Origin of the sequence: Enterococcus sp. DIV1444a, from assembly GCF_051712125.1 — a bacterium.
Classification (GTDB): domain Bacteria; phylum Bacillota; class Bacilli; order Lactobacillales; family Enterococcaceae; genus Enterococcus; species Enterococcus faecalis.
This window is the reverse complement of the sequence record NZ_JBIOOG010000001.1, coordinates 1837098-1859547: the sequence shown is the minus strand read 5'-3', so window position 1 is coordinate 1859547 and position 22450 is coordinate 1837098. Positions and strand designations below refer to the sequence as shown.

Here is a 22450-nt window from a genome sequence, read left to right as displayed (position 1 = left end):
TATCATAATATTTGTATTTAAAGCGTAAATTTGTATGAGGAAGTGGATAACTAGATGCTAAAACCAAATAGCACACTAAAGAATATAAAAGGAATATATATCTTATATTTTGAGCTGATATTAATTTTTCGTACAATCGGTCCATTAATATTAATGCCCAACTTGTTGGATAAACTATTCTTTGTATCATCTGGTCTTATAGGATTAACAATTATTTTTATTGATGCAATTGATTCTATTAAAAAGAGTAATCAAAAAAAATTTGACATATGGCTCATATTATTTATTGCTATTATGTTGATATCTAGTTTAGTCAATATAAAGTATGGATTGGCTGGTAATTTAAAATTAATTATGTGGCAAGCTATATACTTTTTTGTAATATTTCAATATGGCAAAGATTATGGTAAAAAAGATAAGATTTTTGATTATTTTTTTGTTATATTAATAATCTTCTGGTTCTTTTCTGCTATTATTTCTTTATGGATGTTTTTTACGCAATTTGGCGTTAAAATTCCTATGGATAACCGTTATTATCCATTACGTATGGGATTTCTAGGAAATAGACTTTTCGGAGTGTTTCCAGACCCCAATTTTGGAGCTACTATATCCGTTGTTGTAATTTTACTTTCTGTTTATTATATTAAAACAAATTCTAATAGAACGTTTACTTTATTTAATAGCCTTAATATCTTGTTACAGTTAATGTTTATATCGCTATCAGGGTCTAGAACTGCATTAATTGTGTTATTAACAGTAACTGCTGTAGGTATGTTTTTTGTTAGCTATCATAGCAAAAAGATAGATTCTCAGAAATTATTTTTACGTTGGATTCTATCTATAATTAGTTCGCTCCTCACTATTGCGGTCTTGTACTTGATAATTGATGCTCTTAAAACAGGTTTATCATATATTCCAAGCCTTTTGCAAATGAAAGAAGCCTCGCTTCCTACGATTGATACTAAGAATAATTTGAATAAAGTAAACTTAGACAGACCAGATGTTTCTAATGGCGGTGATATATCTAATTTACGATTTTCTCTTTGGAGTAGTGCTGTTGAGATATTTAAATCAAGTTGGTTAGTAGGAGCTTCAGCTGCTAATTATATTCCATATGCACATGATGTTTTACCAGATTCATTTATAGGGCAAAATACATTAACAACACATAATTTTGTGTTCTTAATCATGGCTTCTACAGGAGCTTCTGGATTATTAGTTTTCTTTATATTCTATGTAAATAAAATATACATTTCTTTAAAATATTTATTTGGTAAAAGTAGTTTGATGCAAGATATGAATTTTTACGTAATACTTAGTGTTTTAGCTATTACAATATCAGCATTGTTTATTACCGAGCTAGTGTTAGTGAGTACAATTGGTGCTGTTGTGATTTGGTTCTTTTTGGGTAAAATTACATCTTTAGAAAATAAAGATTCTTTGTCAAAATAATGTTGGCAAAGAAAAATTATAGAATAGAGTCTCGTCCAGAGGAGAAAATTCTCTGGGCTTTTTTCATTTGGTTCGTATTTCGTGTGTATACTTGATAGAAGACAATTGGCAATTTGAAATTATAAAAGTTACAAAACATAGGAATTTCATTTAAACTGTTGTTTCCTCAATTGCAGATATGTTTTGAATTTTGTGACTTCATTAAGAAACAATCGAGTGTTTGTAATCCCATAGCGAATGATAATTAAATGATTTGTGCAATGTTAAAGTAAGTGGAGTATGTTGATTTTCCTATATAAATGGTGCATTTAGTTTACAAGTAAAAAATAAACATTTAGTTATACTAATTTTTCAACAAAACTATTAAAAAGTAGATATGCCCAGTTATTTATGAATTTCCTTTGCGAACAATAATTACTAGAAAGTACCAGGTTATTAAATTTTAACTTATTAATATAAATTTTCTATTTATTAATGGAAATATATCGAGTTTTAAAACTTGATATTTCATGATAATCTTGTATTGCAAACAATAAGTGTTTAGGTTATCATTTGTTATGTTAATATAGAGTTAATAACTATTTAAGGGGTTAATTAAATGAAGTCATTTCTAATCACAGGCGGTGCCGGCTTTATCGGCTCAACCTTAGCAAATTATTATAGTAAAGACAATCAAGTTGTGGTCATTGATGATTTATCAATGGGCCAAACTGAAAATTTAAACGCATCTGAAAATATTACGTTCATTGAAGGTAGCGTGACTGATCAACAATTAATGGAAAAAGTACTACAAGAGTATCAGTTCGATTACATTTTTCACTTAGCAGCGATTGCTAGTGTAGCAGACTCAGTAGCACGTCCAGTGGAAACACACCGAGTGAATTTTGAGAGTGTGTTACAATTACTGGAATTAATTCGGAAATACCAGAAAGATTTAAAACGTTTGGTGTTTGCTTCTTCTGCAGCTGTTTATGGCGATGAGCCAACTTTACCAAAACAGGAAGAATCAGTAATTCGTCCGTTAACGCCTTATGCTGTGGATAAATTTGCTTCTGAAAAATATGTGTTAAACTATTGTCATTTATATGATGTTCCAACAAGCGCTGTTCGCTTCTTTAACGTTTATGGGCCAAACCAAAATCCTAATTCGCCTTATTCTGGCGTTATTTCGATTGTGATGGACTCTTACAAACGCTTATTAGCCAATCAAGAAGTGACATTCAATATCTTTGGCGATGGAAAACAATCTCGTGATTTTGTCTTTGTTGAGGACGTGGTTCAAGCATTGAATCTTGTCGCTCATTCTGACCAATCACTTGGGGAAGTGTATAATGTCGGGACTGGGAAAGCAACCGATTTAAATGAGTTAATTTCTTCTTTAAATGATATTATGAAAGTCACTTTGCCAGTTGAATACAAAGAAGCGCGAGCAGGTGACATCAAAGATTCCTTAGCGGATATATCTAAATTACGTGCCATTGGTTATGAACCGAAATATAGTATTCAATCCGGTTTGGATAAATATGTTAAGTATGAATTAAAAGAATAAATAAAACTTCTTGAGAGCTGATAGTTCTCAAGAAGTTTTCAGGTAATTTATACGAAGTAGTCATAGATAAAAAAAGTTTAATATGGTATGCTAAAATTTGTATGCAAGTATTAAATTTGGGGGATTTAACCTGTGAAAAAGAAAATTTTAATTTCTATACCCGCGTATAATGAAGCAAATAATATACGTCCTCTATATAAAAAATTAAATGAAACTTTAGAAGAAAAAAGAGATGAAGTTGATTTTGAAATATTATTTATTAATGATGGAAGCAAAGATAACACTGTGAGTGAAGTTTTATCATTAATTGAACAAACGGATAATGTTTCTTTAATTGATTTGTCTAGAAATTATGGAAAAGAGATAGCAATGAGTGCGGGATTTGATTATTCTACACATGATGCTGTTATTACAATGGATGCTGATTTACAACATCCGCCAGCTACAATTATTGATATGATTGATCTTTGGCAGCAAGGTTATGAAGATGTCTATGCTAAAAGAAATCAACGCAAAGGGGAGTCATGGTTAAAAAAAACATCCTCTAAATGGTTTTATAAAGTATTAGGAAAACTAGCCAATACGCCTGTTTTACCAGATGCAGGAGATTACCGATTACTTGATCGTAAGGTAGTAGAGGCGCTGAAGCAAATGAGAGAATCCCAACGTTATACGAAGGGGTTATATAATTGGGTAGGCTTCAAAAAGGTTGCGATTGAATTTGATGCGGATGAGAGACTACACGGTGAAACAAAATGGAGTTTTGGCGCATTATTGAAATTGGCAATTGAAGGAATTACTTCTTATACAACGGCTCCTTTAAAGATTTCAATGTATTTTGGCTTTTTAGTTTCTTTTGTTGCGTTTATTTACATGATATATGTATTAATTAAAACATTGATATTTGGGGCGGATACTTCAGGCTTCCCATCGCTGATGATTATGATGTTGTTTTTGGGTGGATGTCAATTGATTTCTGTAGGTATTTTAGGAGAGTATGTAGGACGTATTTTTTTGGAAACAAAAGACCGTCCATTATATTTTGTAGAAGATACACATTGTTCAAAAAATAGAAATAAGAATGGGGAAAATAGATGAAAATATTTAATAATAAAAAGACATTTTGGTGTTTAATTCTATTGGTCTATATAAGTTTTGTAATATTGAATTTTCTTACTCCCTTATTGGCAGATGACTTTAATTATATTTTCAAAACGGGGAATATATTTACTGTCTTTCATGACGAATATCTTCATTATTTGAGTACTAATGGACGTTCAGTTGCACATTTAATTGTAAGAACTTTGTTATTAATGCCAAAGTTTATTTTTAATATTGTAAATCCTATAGTTTTTCTTATAGTAAGTGGAATTATTTATAAGCTAACTAATTTTTCAAAACAGAAATTTAACACTATTCGTCTACTATTTATAGTGATGTTGATTGTTTTGTTTGTACCAAGATTCGGTGAAACAATTCTTTGGGAAACTGGTAGTATAAATTATTTGTGGACTTTTGGTATTATGCTAACATTTATTAGTATTTATCACTGGAAAATTATAAAAAATGTTTCACCTGTTATGAAATATGCTTCTTTTTTTATGTTTATATTTGGTCTTATAGCAGGCTGGTGTAATGAGAATACATCGGGTGGATTAATACTTTTGACTATTTCATATATTTTTATAGAGTGGAAAATAAATAATAAAAAAGTGTTAAATTGGATGAAATTTGGTTTATTAGGTGAATTTATTGGATTTCTTATTATGTTATCTTCTCCAGGGAATAAAATGCGCAGTACATTTTTTGAACGTTCTTCTTGGCCCGTTTTAAAAAAAGTTCTTGTGGGAATAGGAGATGTCTCGAATGCTCTGGTAGAACATTCGCTGATTTTATTTGTTCTAACAATTATTATGATTACTATTTGTATTACATTTTATAAAAATAGATATAATTATTTACTAGCTCTTGTTTATTTATTTGTTGGTACTGCAACTTGTTATTCATTAGCGTTGTCTCCTGCGGGGTTTGTTTGGGGAAGATCTTATTTTGGTGGAATTATGTATATCATAATAGCCTTGAACATGGTTATTCCAGACTTTAACTTAACAGGGATTGATAAAAAAATAGTAGACGCTACTTATTCAATTATATATTTATATGTAATGTTACTTACGGTATGGGCATTCTTGCCTGCTATTCCAGATATTTATCATTCCTATACAGAACAGAATAAAAGATATAGTTTTATCATATCTGAGAGAGAGAAAGGTAACAAAAATCCTGAAGTCCCATCGTTTGATATAAAAACAAGCACTTCTTATCCTGCTTATTCAACTAGGTTGTCTCATATGGGTGAAGATACTAATGCAAATCACCCCGTAGCAGATTATTTTCATGTGAATACAGTTAAAGCTATTCCCATGAAAGAATGGGAAGAAAAATATGGTAAATGGTAAGTATGTAAGTATTTAAAAGAAAAGCTTGAGACTTGGAACCGACCCAAGCAACTGAAAAAATAAAAAAGAACCACTTATTGAATTCAAAATCAAATGAATCCAATAGGTGGTTCTTTTTAACGGAAAAGCACGAATTTTATCCGATTGATATTAAAAAACGAGTATATGGATTAAAAAAGAGAACACTCCTGTAAAAATGATTACGAAAGAATTAGGTGTTAAAATTAAAACACAAAACGAAACGTGATGGCGTTGGTATCGTAATGGTCAGAATCATTAGTTATTAAGTCAACAAGTTAGGAAATAGCATGCTTATGAAAAGGTTCAGGAAATGAATCTGAAGAACAATAGCTTAAAATGAAAATAAATACCTAAAAACGCATATGGAAATGCTAAAAAGATACAAAGCATTGGAAAGGATGTAGAACCAGAAATATTTGTAGAATTAGTTAATATAATGAAAGTGAAATTAACCATTACTGCACGGATTAATCAAGAATACCAAGTGAATAAAAACACTATACAAAAAAATATGCAGAAATATTATTGAAGTTCACGTGTGAAAATGAATAAATGCAGTAAAGCGAAATAAACTTAGGTGGTTGTCGAAAACAAGTTAAACAGATAATTTCGTTAGATGACCTTTAAAGAAATTGATAACGGATATTGCTTATCCGTCTTTTGGTCAAAAATAATTGAATTTATCTTCTATTATGGATTTGTACAATGGTTAAATTATTGCTTATACAACTGGGGATAAGCAAGGTGCTTTATTTGTTCTAGATGCAATTAATCAACTGTTTCAAACAACAGACTGCCTGTTGCATAGTGGTTAAGAGTTTGTTTATACTATTTTCGACTACAAATCACAGATAAACTATTAAAATTCAGCAGTCTAGGAAAGTGCTTTTTTTGTTATTCAGATCTTTATACCAGTTCATTTTTTCCTAGGCTCTTTTTCTCTGTTTTTCCTATATTTGAACCCACTTCACTCCAATGGTACAATAAACAAGATTGGAGTGAGAGCATGACAGATATTATTGCACACCGAGGAAGTAAAGGCACCCATCCTGAAAATACGTGTATTGCTTTCAGAGAGGCTGTTCGTGTTGGTGCTGAAGGAATTGAATTAGACGTTCACTTATCTAAAGATGGTTATTTAATCGTTATGCACGATGAAACGGTGAATCGTACGACAGATGGTCATGGTGAAATCCAACAGTTAACATTAAACGAATTAAAACAACTAGATGCTGGAAGCTGGTTTCAGAAAAATCCTTCTGTTCAATGTGTTCCAACATTGGAAGATGTTTTAAATTGTCTTGAAGAAGAACAATTCAATGGTTTTTTGAATATTGAACTTAAAACGGATATTATCCATTATGAAGGAATTGAGAAAAAAGTTGTCCAACAAATGAATCAAAAAAACTGGCCGTTTCGTTATTTATATTCCAGTTTTTATTTTCCAAGTTTAGTTAAATTAAAAAAAGCTGATCCTAAGACAGAAATTGCCTTTATTTATGAATCTGCAGAGGATTTAAGTCAAGCGGGACCGGCATTCGCGCTTGTCGATAGTTTACATCCAAAAATGTCATGGGTGTTGGCTCATGAAAAAGAACTTATCACAATTGGCAAACCGCTGCGGCCGTGGACTGTTAACCGGATGGAAGAAATGGAAAATTGTTTTCAGCTAAAATTGGCAGGTGTTCATACAGATTTTCCTGAAGAAGCAAAATTTGCTCGTCAAAATTGGCAAGAAGAAGGAGAAACATAATTGGAGAAAGTATTAGTTATTGTAGGACCCACTGCGGTGGGGAAAACAGCATTAAGTATTGCTTTAGCAAAAAAATTTAATGGTGAAATTATTAGCGGTGACTCCATGCAAGTTTATCGCTCGTTAGACATTGGCACCGCTAAAGTCACAGAAACAGAAAAAGAAGGGATTCCTCACTATTTAATTGATTGCCGTGAAGTCAGCGAAACATATTCTGCCGCTGATTTTCAGAAAGAGGGTCGTCAAAAAATCAAAGAAATTACTGAAAAAGGGAAACTACCAATTATCGTTGGAGGAACAGGGTTGTATATTCAATCACTTCTTTATGATTTTCAACTAGGAAGTCGTGAGATAGATGACTCGCCTGAAATTAGAGAAACGTACAATTTATTTGCGGAAGAAAAAGGGAATCAAGCTTTATGGCAGTTATTACAACAAAAGGATCCTCTAGCGGCTAACAGCATTCATTTTAATAATCGCAAAAAAGTGATTCGTGCGTTAGAGGTCTTTGATAAAACAGGTTATAGTATTTTGACCCCGAAGGAAAAACCAGCTCGTCTCTATGATTATTATTTATTAGGTTTGGAAACAGATCGCGCTTTATTATATGAACGCATTAATCAGCGGGTGGATCAAATGATGACAGAAGGGCTGTTGGAAGAAGCAAAACAGATGTTTCAGCAACCACATGCACAAGCAGCTCAAGGTATTGGCTATAAAGAATTTTTCCCATATTTTTCCGGGGAACAATCATTAGAGATCGCAGTTGAAACAGTCAAACAGCAATCGCGACGATATGCCAAACGTCAATTGACTTGGTTTAGAAATCGCATGGCTGCGCATTGGTGGGATTTGGTTCAGCAGCCAACTGATTTGCCCAAGTTGGAAAAAGAAGTAGCGCAATGGCTACAACAGAAGGAGAGTGAGTAGGCGATGACCACTCATGAAAAAGTGATTTTAGTAGGAGTTGAAACGGAAAAAAATTATCAGACATTTTCTGCATCAATGGAAGAGTTGGCTAATTTAACGGAAACCGCTAATGGAGAAGTGGTGTTTGTTTTAACGCAAAAACGACCACAAGTTGATCGACAAACCGTAATCGGTAAGGGGAAATTGGAAGAATTAATTCAATTCACAGATGCCTATGAAGCGGATGTTGTGATTTTTAATCATGAGCTCACACCTCGTCAAAATCAACTGTTATCTGAAGCGTTAGCTGTGCGAGTAATTGATCGTGTACAATTAATTTTGGATATCTTTGCTTTGCGTGCACGCTCCAAAGAAGGAAAGTTACAAGTTGAATTAGCGCAATTGGATTATTTATTGCCTCGCTTGGCTGGTCAAGGAAAACAGTTGTCCCGACTTGGCGGTGGAATTGGGACGCGTGGGCCTGGTGAAACGAAATTGGAGTCGGACCGCCGACACATTCGGAATAAAATCTTAGGTATCCGTCGTGAGTTAAAAGAAGTCACTGCTCATCGTGAACGAAGCCGCCAGAAAAGACAAAATTCAGAACTATTTCAAATTGGCTTGATTGGTTATACCAATGCTGGTAAATCAACCATTCTTAATATGTTAACAACAGCAGGTACTTATTCAGAGGATCAATTGTTTGCAACGTTAGATCCTTTAACCAAAAAATGGCAATTGCCTCAAGGCATGGAAGTTACTCTGACAGATACGGTCGGCTTCATTCAAGATTTACCGACACAGCTGATTGAAGCCTTTCAGTCGACATTGGAAGAAAGTCGAACGATGGATTTACTGCTTCATGTGGTGGATGCAAGTGCGCCAGATCGTTTACAACATGAACGCACAGTTCAAACATTAATTAAAGAATTAGCGTTGGAAAATATTCCATGCTTGACGGTTTATAATAAAAGAGATCAAGTGGACAGTAAAGAATTTGTCCCAACTTTATTTCCCAATGTGTTGATTTCAACTAAAATTCCTGAAGATAAAGAACGACTGGTTCAAGCTATTCGTGCTCAAATGATGGAATTACTAGCGCCTTATCAATTAGAAATTAGTCCAACTGATGGGCAACTATTAAGTGAACTTCGTCGGATGACGCTAATGATTTCAGAAGAATATGCTGAAAATGAAAATCGGTATATCGTGAAAGGCTTTGCGAAAAAAGAGTCTAAATGGTTGGCTGAATCCGAAAGCGAATAGAAAATGGTAAGTTGATTAGAAATGATTTGTTTTTACAAATCATTTCTATTTTTTTAGTTAACAGGAGAAAATCAGCCGTGAAAAGATGGAAAAGTCCATATTTATCAGGTTTTTTGTTTTATGTTAGAAAATCTAACATAAGTTCTTGACAATTTATCGTTCTATTGTTATTCTAAGAAATAACTAAGAGAGGAGGATGGAGATGAGAGAAAAAGAGTTACGCCGTTCCATGTCAGTTTTTCCAATTGGTACAGTCATGAAACTAACGGATTTGACCGCTCGACAAATTCGCTACTACGAAGAACAGGGCTTGATTCATCCAGAACGTAGTGAGGGCAACCGGCGCATGTATTCCTTAAATGATATTGATGTTTTGTTAGAAATTAAAGATTATTTATCTGATGGATTGAACATGGCAGGGATTAAGCGTGTGTATGAAATGAAATTAGAGGAACAAAAAAACACCGCCGAGGCGACTCGTCCGTTAACCGATGCAGATGTTCGTCAGATTTTATACGACGAAATTCTTTCGCAAGGAGGACTTACTCAGCAAAATCCGTTCCAATCGAATGTACCAAGGCTTTAACGTTTCAGCAGCCAATAAAAATGAAGGATGGGGATCAGACCGATGACAAGAAAAGCCAAAACGGCAGAAGAGATTAAACATATTGCAGAAGAAGAAAACGTACGTTTTTTACGACTAATGTTTACCGACATTATGGGGACAATTAAAAATGTTGAAGTTCCTGTGAGTCAGCTAGATAAAGTATTAGATAATAAAATGATGTTTGATGGGTCATCCATTGAAGGATTCGTTCGTATCGAAGAAAGTGACATGTATTTATACCCTGACCTATCTACATGGATGATTTTTCCGTGGGAAAGCGACCATGGAAAAGTTGCGCGCTTAATTTGTGATATTTACAATCCTGATGGTACCCCTTTTGCCGGAGATCCCCGCGGTAATTTAAAACGCGCCTTAGCAGATATGGAAGAATTAGGCTTTACTTCATTTAACTTAGGACCAGAACCAGAATTTTTCCTATTTAAATTAGATGAGAATGGTGAAATTACCACTGATTTGAATGATAAAGGTGGCTATTTTGATTTTGCGCCAACCGATTTAGGTGAAAATTGTCGCCGTGATATTGTTTTAGAGTTAGAAAGTTTAGGCTTTGAAGTGGAAGCTTCGCATCATGAAGTAGCACCTGGTCAACATGAAATTGACTTTAAATATGCTGATGTAGTTGATGCTTGTGACAATATTCAAACGTTCAAGCTAGTTGTGAAAACTATTGCGCGCAAACATGGCTTGCATGCAACATTTATGCCAAAACCTTTATTTGGGATTAATGGTTCTGGCATGCACTGCAATATGTCATTATTTAATGAAGAAGGTAATGTTTTTTATGACGAGTCAGGAGAGATGGGCTTAAGCCAAACTGCGTATCATTTCTTAGGCGGTTTGTTAAAACATGCCCGTGCCTATACTGCGGTATGTAACCCAACAGTGAACTCTTATAAACGCTTGGTACCAGGTTATGAAGCACCTGTTTATGTAGCTTGGAGCGGCAGAAATCGTTCACCACTCATTCGAGTTCCTGAGTCTCGTGGTTTATCGACTCGTTTAGAGTTACGTTCTGTCGATCCTTCAGCGAATCCGTATTTAACAATGGCAGTCTTATTACAAGCAGGTTTGGATGGTATTCGTAATGAACTTACGCCACCGCCAGCGGTTGATCGTAACATTTATGTGATGAATGAGGAAGAACGTCAACATGCACAAATTGAAGATTTGCCATCAACCTTACACAATGCCATCAAAGAATTACGTAAAGATCAAGTAATGATTGATGCATTAGGTCGTCACATTTTTGCCAATTTTGTAGAAGCAAAACGAATGGAATGGGCAGCCTTCCGTCAAACCGTTTCTGAATGGGAAAGAGAACAATATTTGGAGTTGTACTAAAAGCCGTTACTCTTAATAATCTTAATGTTTAGAAAGAGGGGGATAAGTCGAAACGCTTATCTCCCTCTTTCATTCTTTAGTTTGTGAACGAATAGATAATTTCTATTTCACAAAATAAAGTAATTTTAATTCAGTGAAATAGTTTATTTATAGGGGGTAAAGTGGTTTTTTCTCAATTTCTCTTTTATTTTTAAGCAAAAAAATTGACAAAATCTTTCATAATTTGTGAAATTCCGCTATAATAAACAAGAATATGCGTGCAACTATTCTATTTTTTAGATATAAAGGATGAGAAAAACATGCGGAAAATGAAAACAATGGATGGGAATGCTGCAGCAGCTTATATTTCCTACGCCTTTACAGAATTAGCAGCCATTTATCCAATAACACCAAGTTCAACAATGGCTGAGCTTGTTGATCAGTGGTCGGCCGAAGGTAAGAAAAATATCTTTGGTCAACCTGTGAAAGTAGTCGAAATGCAATCAGAAGCTGGTGCTGCCGGCGTGGTTCATGGCTCTTTAAAAACAGGCGCGCTTACCACGACCTATACGGCTTCACAAGGGTTACTTTTAATGATTCCTAATATGTACAAAATAGCTGGAGAACTATTACCATCTGTTTTTCATGTGGCGAGCCGAGCTTTAACTACGAATGCTTTAAATATTTTTGGTGATCAAGGAGACGTAATGGCCGCACGCCAAACAGGCTTTGCTATGTTGTCAGAAAGCAGTGTGCAAGAAGTGATGGATTTGGCACCAGTGGCTCACTTGGCTTCGATTGAAGCGAGTGTGCCATTTATGAACTTTTTTGATGGCTTTAGAACAAGTCATGAAATTCAAAAAGTGGCAGTTCTTGACTATGAAGAATTAGCACCCTTAGTAAATCAAGAAAAATTAGCCGAATTTCGTCGTCGGAGCATGAACCCGAATCACCCTTCCGTTAGTGGAATGAACCAAAATCCAGATATTCACTTTCAACAACGAGAAACAATAAATCCTTATTATGAAAAATTACCTGGTATTGTTCAAAAATATATGACAGAAATTAATCGATTACGGGGCACCAATTATGATTTGGTGACGTACTATGGCGCAGAAGATGCAGAAGAAGTGATCGTTACAATGGGTTCAGTTGCACAAACAATTGAACAGACGGTTGATTATTTACAACAACAAGGAAGAAAAGTCGGCTTCCTTAATATCCATCTCTATCGACCATTTCCAATTGAAACATTTCTCGAAAAAATACCACAATCAGTTAAAGCAATTGCTGTTTTGGATCGGACGAAAGAGCCTGGTGCTGGTGGCGAACCGTTATTATTGGATGTCCAAAGTGCGATGTATGAAGCGGACATTCGCCCAACAATTATTGGTGGGCGTTATGGTTTAGGTTCTAAAGATGTACTGCCAAATCAGATTGTTGCGGTTTTTGATGAATTGATGAAAGAACGTTCTGCCATGAAGAAGCGCTTTACAATTGGGATTGATGATGATTTAACTTATACTTCATTAGAAGTTGGCAAACCACTTGATTTGACGAATCCGAAAACCTATCAAGCTAAATTTTGGGGCTTTGGTTCTGATGGGACAGTAGGGGCGAACAAGTCAGCAATTAAGATTATCGGTGATCATACAGACAAGTATGCACAAGGCTTTTTCTATTATGATTCAAAAAAATCAGGCGGGTTGACCGTTTCTCATTTACGTTTTGGCGAGACACCCATTCGCTCAACGTACCTCATTGAACATTCTGATTTTGTGGCCTGTCATACAGCCGCTTATTTGCATACCTATGATTTAGTAAAAGGGTTAAAAAAAGGCGGTACTTTCCTCTTAAATACCATTTGGAATGATGAACAACTAGCACGATTTTTACCAAATCAATTAAAACGGTATCTAGCTGAAAATGAGATTCAGTTTTATACAATCAATGCAGTGAAATTAGCTAGTGAAGTCGGACTAGGCGGGCGAATTAATACCGCGATGGAAACAGCTTTCTTCAAATTGGCGGAAATTATGCCTTTTGAGCAAGTGTTGCCAATTTTAAAAGAAGAAGCACTGAAAAGTTATGGTCATAAGTCCATGAAAGTTGTCGAAAAAAATATTCAAGCAATCGACAAGACCGTTGAATTGTTGCATCAGGTACCTGTTCCAGCAGAGTGGATAACGCTTGAAGTTCAACCGCGAAAACGTTCAGAAAATGTTAGTGATTTTGTTCATGAAATTGTTGAACCGATTAATCGTCAAGAAGGCAATGCGTTATCTGTTGCGACACTAGCGAAAAATGGGATGACCGATGGGCGGATGCCTTTGGGAACTGCAGCAGTTGAAAAACGTGGAGTTGCATTAGAAGTACCTGAGTGGATTAGCGATCGATGTACTATGTGTAATGAGTGTGCCTTTGTATGTCCCCATGCGGCGATACGACCATTCTTAGCCGATGAAGAAGAAATGACCGAAGCTCCAGAAGGATTCATTGTGCGTGATCTACGTGGTGCCGACGGCTTGAAGTATCGTATCCAAGTCTCAGTCAAAGATTGTACTGGCTGTGGTCTTTGTGTTGAAGCCTGTCCAGCTAAAGGCAAAGCTTTAGTAATGAAACCTTATGAAGAAGAAAAAGAGCAGGCTATGAACTGGGCGTTTGCTATGACGTTACGTCAAAAGGAAAATCCAGCAAAACCGAATACTGTTTTAGGTTCGCAATTTAATAAACCTTTATTAGAGTTTTCTGGTGCTTGTTCTGGTTGCGGCGAAACGCCTTATGTTAAATTATTGACGCAAATGTTTGGTGACCGAATGATGATTGCTAATGCCACAGGTTGCTCATCGATTTGGGGTGCTGCAGCGGGGGTGACACCGTACACTACTAATGAACAAGGGCAAGGTCCAGCTTGGTCTAATTCTCTTTTAGAGGATAATGCTGAGTTTGGCTATGGTATGTTGTTAGCAACGCAAGCACGTCGCGAACGTTTGGCTAGTAAAATGACCAAAGCTTTTTCTGTAGCCAGTGACTCGTTGCGTCTATTGATGGAAGATTGGATAGCACATCTGTCCGAAAGTGAAGGTACGCAACAACGTGCAGCTAAATTACGTGCAGCTTTGCTTGAAGAAAAAACGAATCAACTTTTATTGGAAGCAATTTATGACGATCAAGATCTTTTTGTCAAACCAAGTCAGTGGATGATTGGTGGGGACGGTTGGGCTTACGATATTGGCTACGGCGGGATTGACCACGTGTTAGCCAGTGGCGCGGATGTAAATATGTTAGTTCTAGATAATGAAGTCTATTCCAACACAGGTGGTCAAACTTCCAAAGCAACTCCTGCATCAGCGATTGCGAAATTTGCTGCCAGTGGGAAGTATGCCTCTAAAAAAGATTTAGGGATGATGGCAATGACTTATGAAAATGTCTATGTCGCTCAAATTGCCTCAGGTGCAAACCAAATGCAGACGATTAAAGCTTTTGAAGAAGCAGAAAAATTCCCTGGACCATCGATTATTATTGCCTATACACCATGTATTACACATGGTTTAGCAGGTGGGATGAGTCAAACGTTGAAAGAAGCGAAAGACGCGGTTCATTCAGGTTACTGGTCCTTATATCGCTATAATCCATTGTTGCGAGAAAAAGGCAAAGAACCAATGACATTAGATTTCAAAAAACCAGATTTTTCATTAATGAAAGAGTTTATGCGCCAACAAGTTCGCTTTGCATCCTTAGAATCTAGTCAACCAGATACAGCGGAATTGTTATTTAATAAAACAATTAATGATGCTAAGAGACGGTTCTATAATTATGCTCGTTTAGCTGGTCAAGAAGAAAAAATTCGAGCAAAACTTGAAAAACAGAGTGAACCAGAAATAAATGCATCGGAGAAAGAGAAACCGCGAGTGAAAAAAGAACGCGTAGTTGATCCGGAAGCGGAAGCGAGAAGGGCTGCCCGCCGTGCAGAACGAGCAGCCAAGAGAAAACAACGTGAGCAAGATTAAATAGAAATCAAAAAAACGTGTCTGAGCTTTTTACTTGGACACGTTTTTTAGTTAGAAATGCGATTTTTTGATGAAAAATTTCAAGTTATTTGAAAAAGTTCCTAAATTTTTTTGATGTTTCCGCTTGCGTTCTGTGATGAAAGAAAATAATGTGGTATACTTGTTAGGAAATCTTGAGAGAGAAGTGAGGGGTATGATGTCGTTTCAATTGAATCAATTATTAGATTTGAATTATTGGCAGCAAGTCATCTCAACGGATTTCTTATCTAAGGATTTTGTTATCAATATCATAGATATCCTAGTCGTATGGTACCTCGTTTACAAATTAATCATGCTTGTTCGTGGAACAAAAGCAGTCCAACTATTAAAAGGGGTCGCTGTTTTTATCATTATCCGCATTCTAAGTGAGATAATTGGTCTACATACATTATCTTGGTTAATGAATCAAGTCATCATGTATGGTGTAATCGCCGCGGTTGTTATTTTTCAACCGGAAGTGCGAAGAGGGCTGGAACATCTAGGGAGAAGTTCGTTTTTCCGCCCGAATAAAGGCGCGCAACAAGAAGATGAGCGTATTATTCAGGCCTTTGACAAAGCCATTCAGTACATGTCAAAACGGAAAATTGGTGCTTTGATAACCATTGAACGCAATATTGGTTTAGATGAATACATTGAGACAGGTATTGATTTGGATGCCGATATTACTGGTGAATTACTGATTAATATTTTCATTCCAAATACACCATTACATGATGGTGCAGTGATTATCAAAAATGAAAAAATTGCTGTTGCTAGTGCGTATTTACCGCTATCAGAAAGCAATTTAATTCCAAAAGAATTTGGAACGCGCCATAGAGCCGCTGTCGGTATCAGTGAAGTTAGTGATGCAATTACGATTGTTGTTTCTGAAGAAACTGGTGACGTTAGTTTGACGTTGAACAATGAATTAATTCCTGGCCTAACGCAAGAAGAGTATTTAACAATTTTGCGTAAGGAGTTAATTTCGGAATCATCGGAAGATAAAAAAAGTGCCTTGCAGCATTTTATCGATGATGTAACAAAGGGGGTTAAACGCAAATGAGAAAAGCCTCCCAAAAAAGCTGGTTTAATGGTTTACTTTCATTGCTGTTTGCATTGTTGTTATTTTTTAATGCCAATGCAACGGGCAATAATCCCTCCAACTCGGGTTCTAGCCAAACGTATAGTGAAACACTGAATAATATTCCTGTCCAAGTCCAATACGATAAAGATAAATATTATGTCTCTGGATTTGAAGAGAGTGTGAATGTTCATTTACGTAGTGCGAACCGCGTTCAATTAAACATGGAATCAAATGCTGACACACGAAATTTCCAAGTGGTCGCAGACTTAACCAAATTGCCATTAGGGACTTCGGAAGTGCCATTGACAGTTCGGGGACTAAGTTCAGCTGTTACAGCTGAAATTGAACCGAAAACAGTGACTGTAACGATTGAAAAGAGAGTAACAAAAAAATTCGATGTAGAAGCACAACTTTCTGATAACATTGAAAAAGAAGGATACAAAGTAAAAAATATTTCTGTGGATCCAAAAACCGTAGAAGTAACAACTGGAGAAGAAACAGCAAAAGCAATTGACAAAGTGATTGCGCCAGTCTCAAGTGCTAAACAAACAATTGATACGATTAAACAAACGGTAAATGTCCAAGCGTTAGATGCCAAAGGACAAGTCCTAAGCATCGAAAATCCAGCGCCACAAGTCAAAGTAACAGTGGGCTTAACAGCGCCAACAAAAGACGTGCCATTGAATGTTAGTATGACAGGTACGCCACCTGCCGGGATCGCTCATTACAATTATAGTTTATCAACGTACCAAGTTAGGGTCAGTGGCCCGCAATCAATTTTAGATACGCTAGAATCAATTGAGGTACCGGTAGATATTTCTGATATTCGCAAAGAAACAAAACAATCAGTGACTATTCCCGTCGATGGAGAATATGTAGTTACGCCAGATGAGGTTGACGTTTCTTTAAGCCCCGTGTACAATCAACAACAGTCGTCAAATACAAATGAAACTTCAGGGGAACCTGCAAGTTCAACAACGGTTGGTTCAGGCAGCCAAGTGGTACAACCGAGTACATCTAGTCAAGTAGAATCAAATACTTCTGAAACAACAAGTGAGGGATCAACAGTAGAAAGTACAACTGCTGGTTCAACTGAAAATACTGAGAATCAAGTGACTAAGGAGAATCAAAATGGGTAAATATTTTGGAACAGATGGTGTAAGAGGAATTGCAAATAAGGAGTTAACACCTGAATTAGCCTTTAAATTAGGGCGTTACGGTGGTTATGTATTGAGTCAACATGAAGATAGTTCAAGAAAACCTCGTGTTCTCGTTGGCCGCGACACACGTATTTCAGGTGAGATGTTAGAACAAGCATTGATTGCTGGATTATTATCAGTTGGGATTGAAGTTTTCCAATTAGGGGTGATTTCAACACCTGGTGTTGCATATCTAACTCGGTTACAAAAAGCATCCGCTGGCGTAATGATTTCAGCATCACATAATCCTGCAGAAGACAATGGGATTAAGTTTTTTGGTGCAGATGGCTTCAAATTAGTAGACGATCAAGAAGCCGAAATTGAAGCATTGTTAGACGCAGAAGAAGATAATTTACCAAGACCTTCTGCAGAAGGCTTAGGCTCACTGGATGAATTTCCAGAAGGCTTACTAAAATATTCGCAATTTTTAGTTCAAAGTATTCCTGGCGATTTAGCAGATATGACTGTTTGTTTAGATGCTGCCAACGGAGCAACTGCAACAGCAGTCAATCGCGTCTTCGCAGATTTAGAGACAGATTTCTATACAATGGGAACAAGTCCGAATGGATTGAATATCAATGATGGTGTGGGTTCCACTCATCCTGAAGCTTTGGCAGAAATGGTAGTTGAAAAAGGCGCCGATGCTGGTTTGGCTTTCGATGGCGACGGCGATAGAATTATTGCAGTCGATGAATTAGGACGAATTATCGATGGTGATAAAATCATGTATATTTGTGCCAAATATTTAGCTGAGAAAAAACGTTTGAAAAAAGATACAATTGTTACAACAGTGATGAGTAATCTAGGTTTTCATAAAGCTGTAGAAGAAATTGGCTTAAAAGATGTGGTAACGCAAGTGGGTGATCGTTATGTTGTAGAAGAAATGCGTAAAAATGATTACAATTTTGGTGGCGAACAATCTGGTCACATGATCTTTTTAGATTACAACACAACAGGTGATGGCATGCTTTCAGGGATTCAATTGTTGAATGTTATGAAGCAAACGGGCAAAAAATTATCTGAATTAGCGGATGAAGTGACGATTTATCCACAAAAATTAGCCAATATTCGTGTCACAGATAAAAATGGTGCAATGGAAGTTCCGGCAATCAAAGCAGTTGTCGAACAAGCAGAAGCAGAAATGAATGGCGAAGGTCGTATTTTAGTTCGTCCTTCTGGAACAGAACCATTGTTACGTGTGATGGCCGAAGCGCCAACACAAGAAAAAGTTGATTATTACGTTGATAAAATTGCCGCAGTAGTACGTGCAGAAATCGGCGTTGAATAAGAACAAATTAGAAACCAGACACTTAATGCTAGCTTGCGTTAAGTGTCTGGTTTCTTTGTTGGAAATCAAAAAATAAAATAGCTAATAAGCTCTGTCTATCATTGACATAGAGCGGTTAAAAGGGTACTATTTTAGAAGTAAGATGCACCGCGTATCTTCTTTTTTTATTCGATAAAATCAAGAAGGGAGCGGCTGTAAATCAATGGAGTTATAGAATGGAGGAGCGAAATGAAAGAAAAAATGTCTGTCAAGACAATTGTAGCAATTGGAATTGGCTCTGCAGTTTTTGTTATTTTAGGTCGATTCGTTGTGATTCCAACTGGAATTCCTAATACGAACTTAGAAACGTCGTATCCATTTCTTGCCTTAATGTCAGTTGTTTTTGGACCAGTAGCTGGAGGGCTAATTGGTTTGATTGGTCACACGTTAAAAGATTTTACCACGTATGGTAGCGCTTGGTGGAGCTGGATTATTTGTTCAGGAATTATTGGTATTATTTTTGGCTTCGCTGGTCGTAAAATGGATCTTCAACATGGTGAATTTACAACAAATGACATGGTGCGTTTCAATATTTTCCAAGCGTTTGGTAATATCGTCGTTTGGGGCTTAATCGCGCCTAGTTTGGATATTTTGATTTATAGTGAACCCGCAAGTAAAGTGTTCACACAAGGAGTATTTGCGACTGTTTCAAATATTGTCGCTGTGGGTATTATTGGAACATTGTTGATGAAAGCTTATGCATCAACAAGAACAAAGAAAGGCAGTTTATCAAAAGATTAAGAAACTGTCGAAATAATTTAAATGGTTAAGGGTCTGCCCTAGTAATTACTTTGCTAATGCTCAGACCCTTTCTTTTATGGAGAAACTGAGGTGAGGCCGAATGAAAAAACCAATCATTACTTTTAATAATTTTTCCTTTCAATATCATAGCCAATCTGAACCAACATTAAAGGGGATTCAATTAACCATCTATGAAGGAGAAAAGGTTTTAATCGTTGGGCCTAGTGGTAGTGGTAAATCAACATTGGCGCAATGTATCAACGGGTTAATTCCCAATATTTATGAAGGTGAAATTCAAGGAACAGCTACGGTTGCTGGTAAAAATATCCAAGAAACAAGTCTGTTTGATCTGTCTTTTGATGTCGGAACTGTTTTGCAAGATACCGATGGGCAGTTTATCGGCTTAACGGTTGCTGAGGATATTGCTTTTGCTTTAGAAAACGATGCAGTTGAACAAGCAGAAATGAAAAAAGCGGTCCAGAAATGGTCCGAGATTGTTGAGCTGAATCAGTTATTGCAACACCGTCCACAAGATTTGTCAGGTGGTCAAAAACAACGTGTATCTATGGCGGGCGTTCTAATTAATCAATCAAAAATTTTACTTTTTGATGAACCTTTGGCTAATCTTGACCCACGAGCGGGACAAGAAACAATGACTTTGATTGACACCATTCAACAAGAAACAAAAGCGACTGTTTTAATAATAGAACATCGTTTAGAGGACGTTCTTTGTGAATCAGTTGATCGAATTATTGTCATGAATGAGGGCGCAATTATTTCTGATACAACGCCAGATGAATTGTTACGTCAAGATACATTGACCCAACAAGGAATTCGTGAACCTTTGTACGTCACAGCCATGAAATATGCTGGGATTGATTTAACACAAGTTAGTCATTTAGACAAATTAGCCGAAGTATCAGGCGAAACGGTTTTGCCCAAAATGACACAGTGGTCTGTCCAACCTAGTTCAGTTAGTGCAGTCAAAGGAGCTGAACTATTACGTTTGGAACAAGTGTCCTATCAATATGATCGTCACGGTGAAAAAGTGTTAGATGACTTCTCAATAACTATTCATCATGGAGAAATGATTAGCATTGTAGGAAAAAATGGTGCCGGGAAGTCAACACTTTCTAAAATAATTTGCGGGTTCATCACGCCTCAATCGGGCAAGATTTTATGGGAAGGACAGGATTTTTCCAATTATTCAATCAAAGAACGTGCAGAAAAAATTGGTTATGTGATGCAAAATCCAAATCAAATGATTTCTAAAAAAATGATTTTTGATGAAGTAGCTTTAGGTTTAGTTTTACGAGATGTGCCACAAGCAGAAATTGAGGAACGTGTGACGAATATTTTACATATTTGTGGGCTGTATCCCTTCCGGAACTGGCCGATTTCTGCATTGAGTTTTGGGCAGAAAAAACGGGTAACTATTGCATCGATCTTAGTTTTAGAACCTGAATTATTAATTTTAGATGAACCAACAGCTGGGCAAGATTTTAAACATTATACAGAAATGATGACATTTTTAGAAGAATTGAACCGCTTAGGTGTGACTATTTTAATGATCACTCACGATATGCACTTAATGTTGGAATATACAACACGTGCGTTAGTAGTTTGTGATGGACGTTTACTAGCAGATGCGACTCCAGTTGCTGTTTTAACAAATGAAAAATTAATTCAAGCAGCTTCTTTAAAAGAAACGAGCTTATTTACCTTTGCTAAAGCGTTAGGCTTGGAAAATCCCTTGCTATTTACAGAAAAATTTGTTGCTTACGATCGTGAGGTGCGTTTTGGATGAGTGAACGACAAATGTTAGGCTATCATCCTGATTCAACCTGGATTCATCGCTTAAACGGCACAAGCAAATTAGTCTTTTTAATCGTTGTCTCTGTGGCTTGTATGACCACGTATGATACTCGTTATCTGTTAGGAATGTCTGTGGTTTCGCTTGTTTTGTTAAAATTATCAAATATTAAATGGCATCAAATATCTTTTGTTATTAAATTTATTGCTATTTTTTCTTTGTTAAATATCTTAACGGTTTACCTTTTTGCACCTGAATATGGGGTTGATTTATATCAATCACGTACCGTGATTTGGGAAGGAATCGGACGGTTTACTTTGACACAAGAAGAATTATTTTATGAATTTAATTTAGTTTTAAAATATTTCTGTACGATTCCGTTGGCATTAATCTTTTTATTAACAACAAATCCTAGTGAATTTGCCTCCAGCTTGAATCGGATTGGTGTGAGTTATCGCATTAGTTATGCAGTAGCGCTGGCTATTCGTTATATTCCCGATATCCAAGAAGATTTTTTTAATATTTCTTTAGCACAACAAGCGCGAGGCTATGAGATGTCTAAAAAGGGGCGGTTAGGCCAACGAATCAAAGGCGTAGCACAAATCGTTTTACCCTTAATCCTATCTAGTTTAGATCGAATTGAAACTGTCAGCACCGCTATGGAATTAAGGCGTTTTGGTCAAAAGAAAAATCGAACATGGTATGCGCAACAACCTTTTCATCTGCGTGATTTTTCGGTAATGATACTCGCCTTATGCCTATTAGGAATCAGTTTCTGGTTGTTCCATGTGAATGGTGGACGGTTTTATAATCCGTTCCAATAAATAACAAATTGATAAGGTTCTATAAATGGAGCGGATATTTTTTTATTATTAAGAATCTAGTACTTTCTCTTACTATG

16 protein-coding genes are annotated in these 22450 nt (G+C 36.1%); all 16 read left to right on the top strand.

Features of this window, described 5'->3' with window-relative positions:
- Nucleotides 1–54 precede the first annotated feature (54 nt).
- The 16 genes from IGI87_RS09025 to IGI87_RS08950 all read left to right on the top strand — a co-directional run bounded on the left by IGI87_RS09025 (nucleotide 55) and on the right by IGI87_RS08950 (nucleotide 22373).
- A complete protein-coding gene (locus tag IGI87_RS09025; protein WP_438736738.1) occupies nucleotides 55–1452 on the top strand; it encodes an O-antigen ligase family protein in 1398 nt (465 codons plus the stop codon).
- A 598-nt stretch (nucleotides 1453–2050) separates the two neighbouring features.
- Nucleotides 2051–3001, top strand: a complete 951-nt coding sequence (locus IGI87_RS09020; protein WP_421503434.1) for a GDP-mannose 4,6-dehydratase — start codon at nucleotides 2051–2053, stop codon at nucleotides 2999–3001.
- A gap of 132 nt (nucleotides 3002–3133) precedes the next feature.
- Nucleotides 3134–4099, top strand: coding sequence for a glycosyltransferase family 2 protein (locus IGI87_RS09015; protein ID WP_421503435.1), 966 nt, complete (start codon nucleotides 3134–3136; stop codon nucleotides 4097–4099).
- Nucleotides 4096–5460, top strand: coding sequence for a DUF3329 domain-containing protein (locus IGI87_RS09010; protein WP_002359921.1), 1365 nt, complete (start codon nucleotides 4096–4098; stop codon nucleotides 5458–5460). Before IGI87_RS09015 ends, IGI87_RS09010 begins: the two co-directional genes overlap by 4 nt.
- A 1027-nt stretch (nucleotides 5461–6487) precedes the next feature.
- Nucleotides 6488–7234, top strand: coding sequence for a glycerophosphodiester phosphodiesterase (locus IGI87_RS09005; protein ID WP_421503437.1), 747 nt, complete (start codon nucleotides 6488–6490; stop codon nucleotides 7232–7234).
- Nucleotides 7235–8164 (top strand): tRNA (adenosine(37)-N6)-dimethylallyltransferase MiaA, encoded by a 930-nt coding sequence (miaA, locus tag IGI87_RS09000; RefSeq protein ID WP_438736734.1) that lies wholly within the window; start codon nucleotides 7235–7237, stop codon nucleotides 8162–8164.
- Nucleotides 8165–8167: 3 nt separating this feature from the next.
- Nucleotides 8168–9409 carry a GTPase HflX gene (hflX, locus tag IGI87_RS08995; RefSeq protein WP_104853746.1) on the top strand — a complete coding sequence of 414 codons (1242 nt, stop codon included), beginning with the start codon at nucleotides 8168–8170 and terminating at the stop codon, nucleotides 9407–9409.
- Between the two features lie 202 nt (nucleotides 9410–9611).
- Nucleotides 9612–9995, top strand: a complete 384-nt coding sequence (locus IGI87_RS08990) for a MerR family transcriptional regulator (RefSeq protein WP_002388239.1) — start codon at nucleotides 9612–9614, stop codon at nucleotides 9993–9995.
- 42 nt (nucleotides 9996–10037) lie between these two features.
- A complete protein-coding gene (gene glnA, locus IGI87_RS08985; protein ID WP_104853747.1) occupies nucleotides 10038–11378 on the top strand; it encodes a type I glutamate--ammonia ligase in 1341 nt (446 codons plus the stop codon).
- 257 nt (nucleotides 11379–11635) lie between these two features.
- The gene (gene nifJ / locus IGI87_RS08980; RefSeq protein ID WP_438736732.1) at nucleotides 11636–15367 is read left to right on the top strand and encodes a pyruvate:ferredoxin (flavodoxin) oxidoreductase; all 3732 of its coding nucleotides are present in this window, start codon (nucleotides 11636–11638) and stop codon (nucleotides 15365–15367) included.
- 196 nt (nucleotides 15368–15563) lie between these two features.
- The gene (gene cdaA, locus IGI87_RS08975; protein WP_438737419.1) at nucleotides 15564–16448 is read left to right on the top strand and encodes a diadenylate cyclase CdaA; all 885 of its coding nucleotides are present in this window, start codon (nucleotides 15564–15566) and stop codon (nucleotides 16446–16448) included.
- Nucleotides 16445–17608 carry a CdaR family protein gene (locus IGI87_RS08970; RefSeq protein WP_317095141.1) on the top strand — a complete coding sequence of 388 codons (1164 nt, stop codon included), beginning with the start codon at nucleotides 16445–16447 and terminating at the stop codon, nucleotides 17606–17608. The genes cdaA and IGI87_RS08970 overlap by 4 nt, the downstream gene beginning before the upstream one ends.
- Nucleotides 17601–18956 (top strand): phosphoglucosamine mutase, encoded by a 1356-nt coding sequence (glmM, locus tag IGI87_RS08965; protein ID WP_438736730.1) that lies wholly within the window; start codon nucleotides 17601–17603, stop codon nucleotides 18954–18956. The genes IGI87_RS08970 and glmM overlap by 8 nt, the downstream gene beginning before the upstream one ends.
- Before the next feature lie 228 nt (nucleotides 18957–19184).
- Entirely contained in the window at nucleotides 19185–19736 is a 552-nt protein-coding gene (locus tag IGI87_RS08960) for an ECF-type riboflavin transporter substrate-binding protein (protein ID WP_002356937.1), read from the top strand.
- A gap of 100 nt (nucleotides 19737–19836) precedes the next feature.
- Complete coding sequence (locus IGI87_RS08955; protein WP_438736728.1) at nucleotides 19837–21543, top strand: ABC transporter ATP-binding protein; 1707 nt, start codon at nucleotides 19837–19839, stop codon at nucleotides 21541–21543.
- On the top strand, nucleotides 21540–22373 hold the full coding sequence (locus tag IGI87_RS08950) for an energy-coupling factor transporter transmembrane component T family protein (protein ID WP_002356939.1): 834 nt from the start codon (nucleotides 21540–21542) through the stop codon (nucleotides 22371–22373). Before IGI87_RS08955 ends, IGI87_RS08950 begins: the two co-directional genes overlap by 4 nt.
- Nucleotides 22374–22450: the final 77 nt, after the last annotated feature.

What these genes read in the sequence shown, in the direction of transcription:
- IGI87_RS08990 (WP_002388239.1), top strand. Translation starts at nt 9,612, where the DNA reads ATGAGAGAAAAAGAGTTACGCCGTTCCATGTCAGTTTTTCCAATTGGT.
- IGI87_RS08950 (WP_002356939.1), top strand. Translation starts at nt 21,540, where the DNA reads ATGAGTGAACGACAAATGTTAGGCTATCATCCTGATTCAACCTGGATT.
- IGI87_RS09010 (WP_002359921.1), top strand. Translation starts at nt 4,096, where the DNA reads ATGAAAATATTTAATAATAAAAAGACATTTTGGTGTTTAATTCTATTG.
- IGI87_RS09020 (WP_421503434.1), top strand. Translation starts at nt 2,051, where the DNA reads ATGAAGTCATTTCTAATCACAGGCGGTGCCGGCTTTATCGGCTCAACC.
- glmM (WP_438736730.1), top strand. Translation starts at nt 17,601, where the DNA reads ATGGGTAAATATTTTGGAACAGATGGTGTAAGAGGAATTGCAAATAAG.
- IGI87_RS08970 (WP_317095141.1), top strand. Translation starts at nt 16,445, where the DNA reads ATGAGAAAAGCCTCCCAAAAAAGCTGGTTTAATGGTTTACTTTCATTG.
- IGI87_RS09025 (WP_438736738.1), top strand. Translation starts at nt 55, where the DNA reads ATGCTAAAACCAAATAGCACACTAAAGAATATAAAAGGAATATATATC.
- IGI87_RS09005 (WP_421503437.1), top strand. Translation starts at nt 6,488, where the DNA reads ATGACAGATATTATTGCACACCGAGGAAGTAAAGGCACCCATCCTGAA.
- glnA (WP_104853747.1), top strand. Translation starts at nt 10,038, where the DNA reads ATGACAAGAAAAGCCAAAACGGCAGAAGAGATTAAACATATTGCAGAA.
- hflX (WP_104853746.1), top strand. Translation starts at nt 8,168, where the DNA reads ATGACCACTCATGAAAAAGTGATTTTAGTAGGAGTTGAAACGGAAAAA.
- IGI87_RS08960 (WP_002356937.1), top strand. Translation starts at nt 19,185, where the DNA reads ATGAAAGAAAAAATGTCTGTCAAGACAATTGTAGCAATTGGAATTGGC.
- IGI87_RS08955 (WP_438736728.1), top strand. Translation starts at nt 19,837, where the DNA reads ATGAAAAAACCAATCATTACTTTTAATAATTTTTCCTTTCAATATCAT.
- cdaA (WP_438737419.1), top strand. Translation starts at nt 15,564, where the DNA reads ATGTCGTTTCAATTGAATCAATTATTAGATTTGAATTATTGGCAGCAA.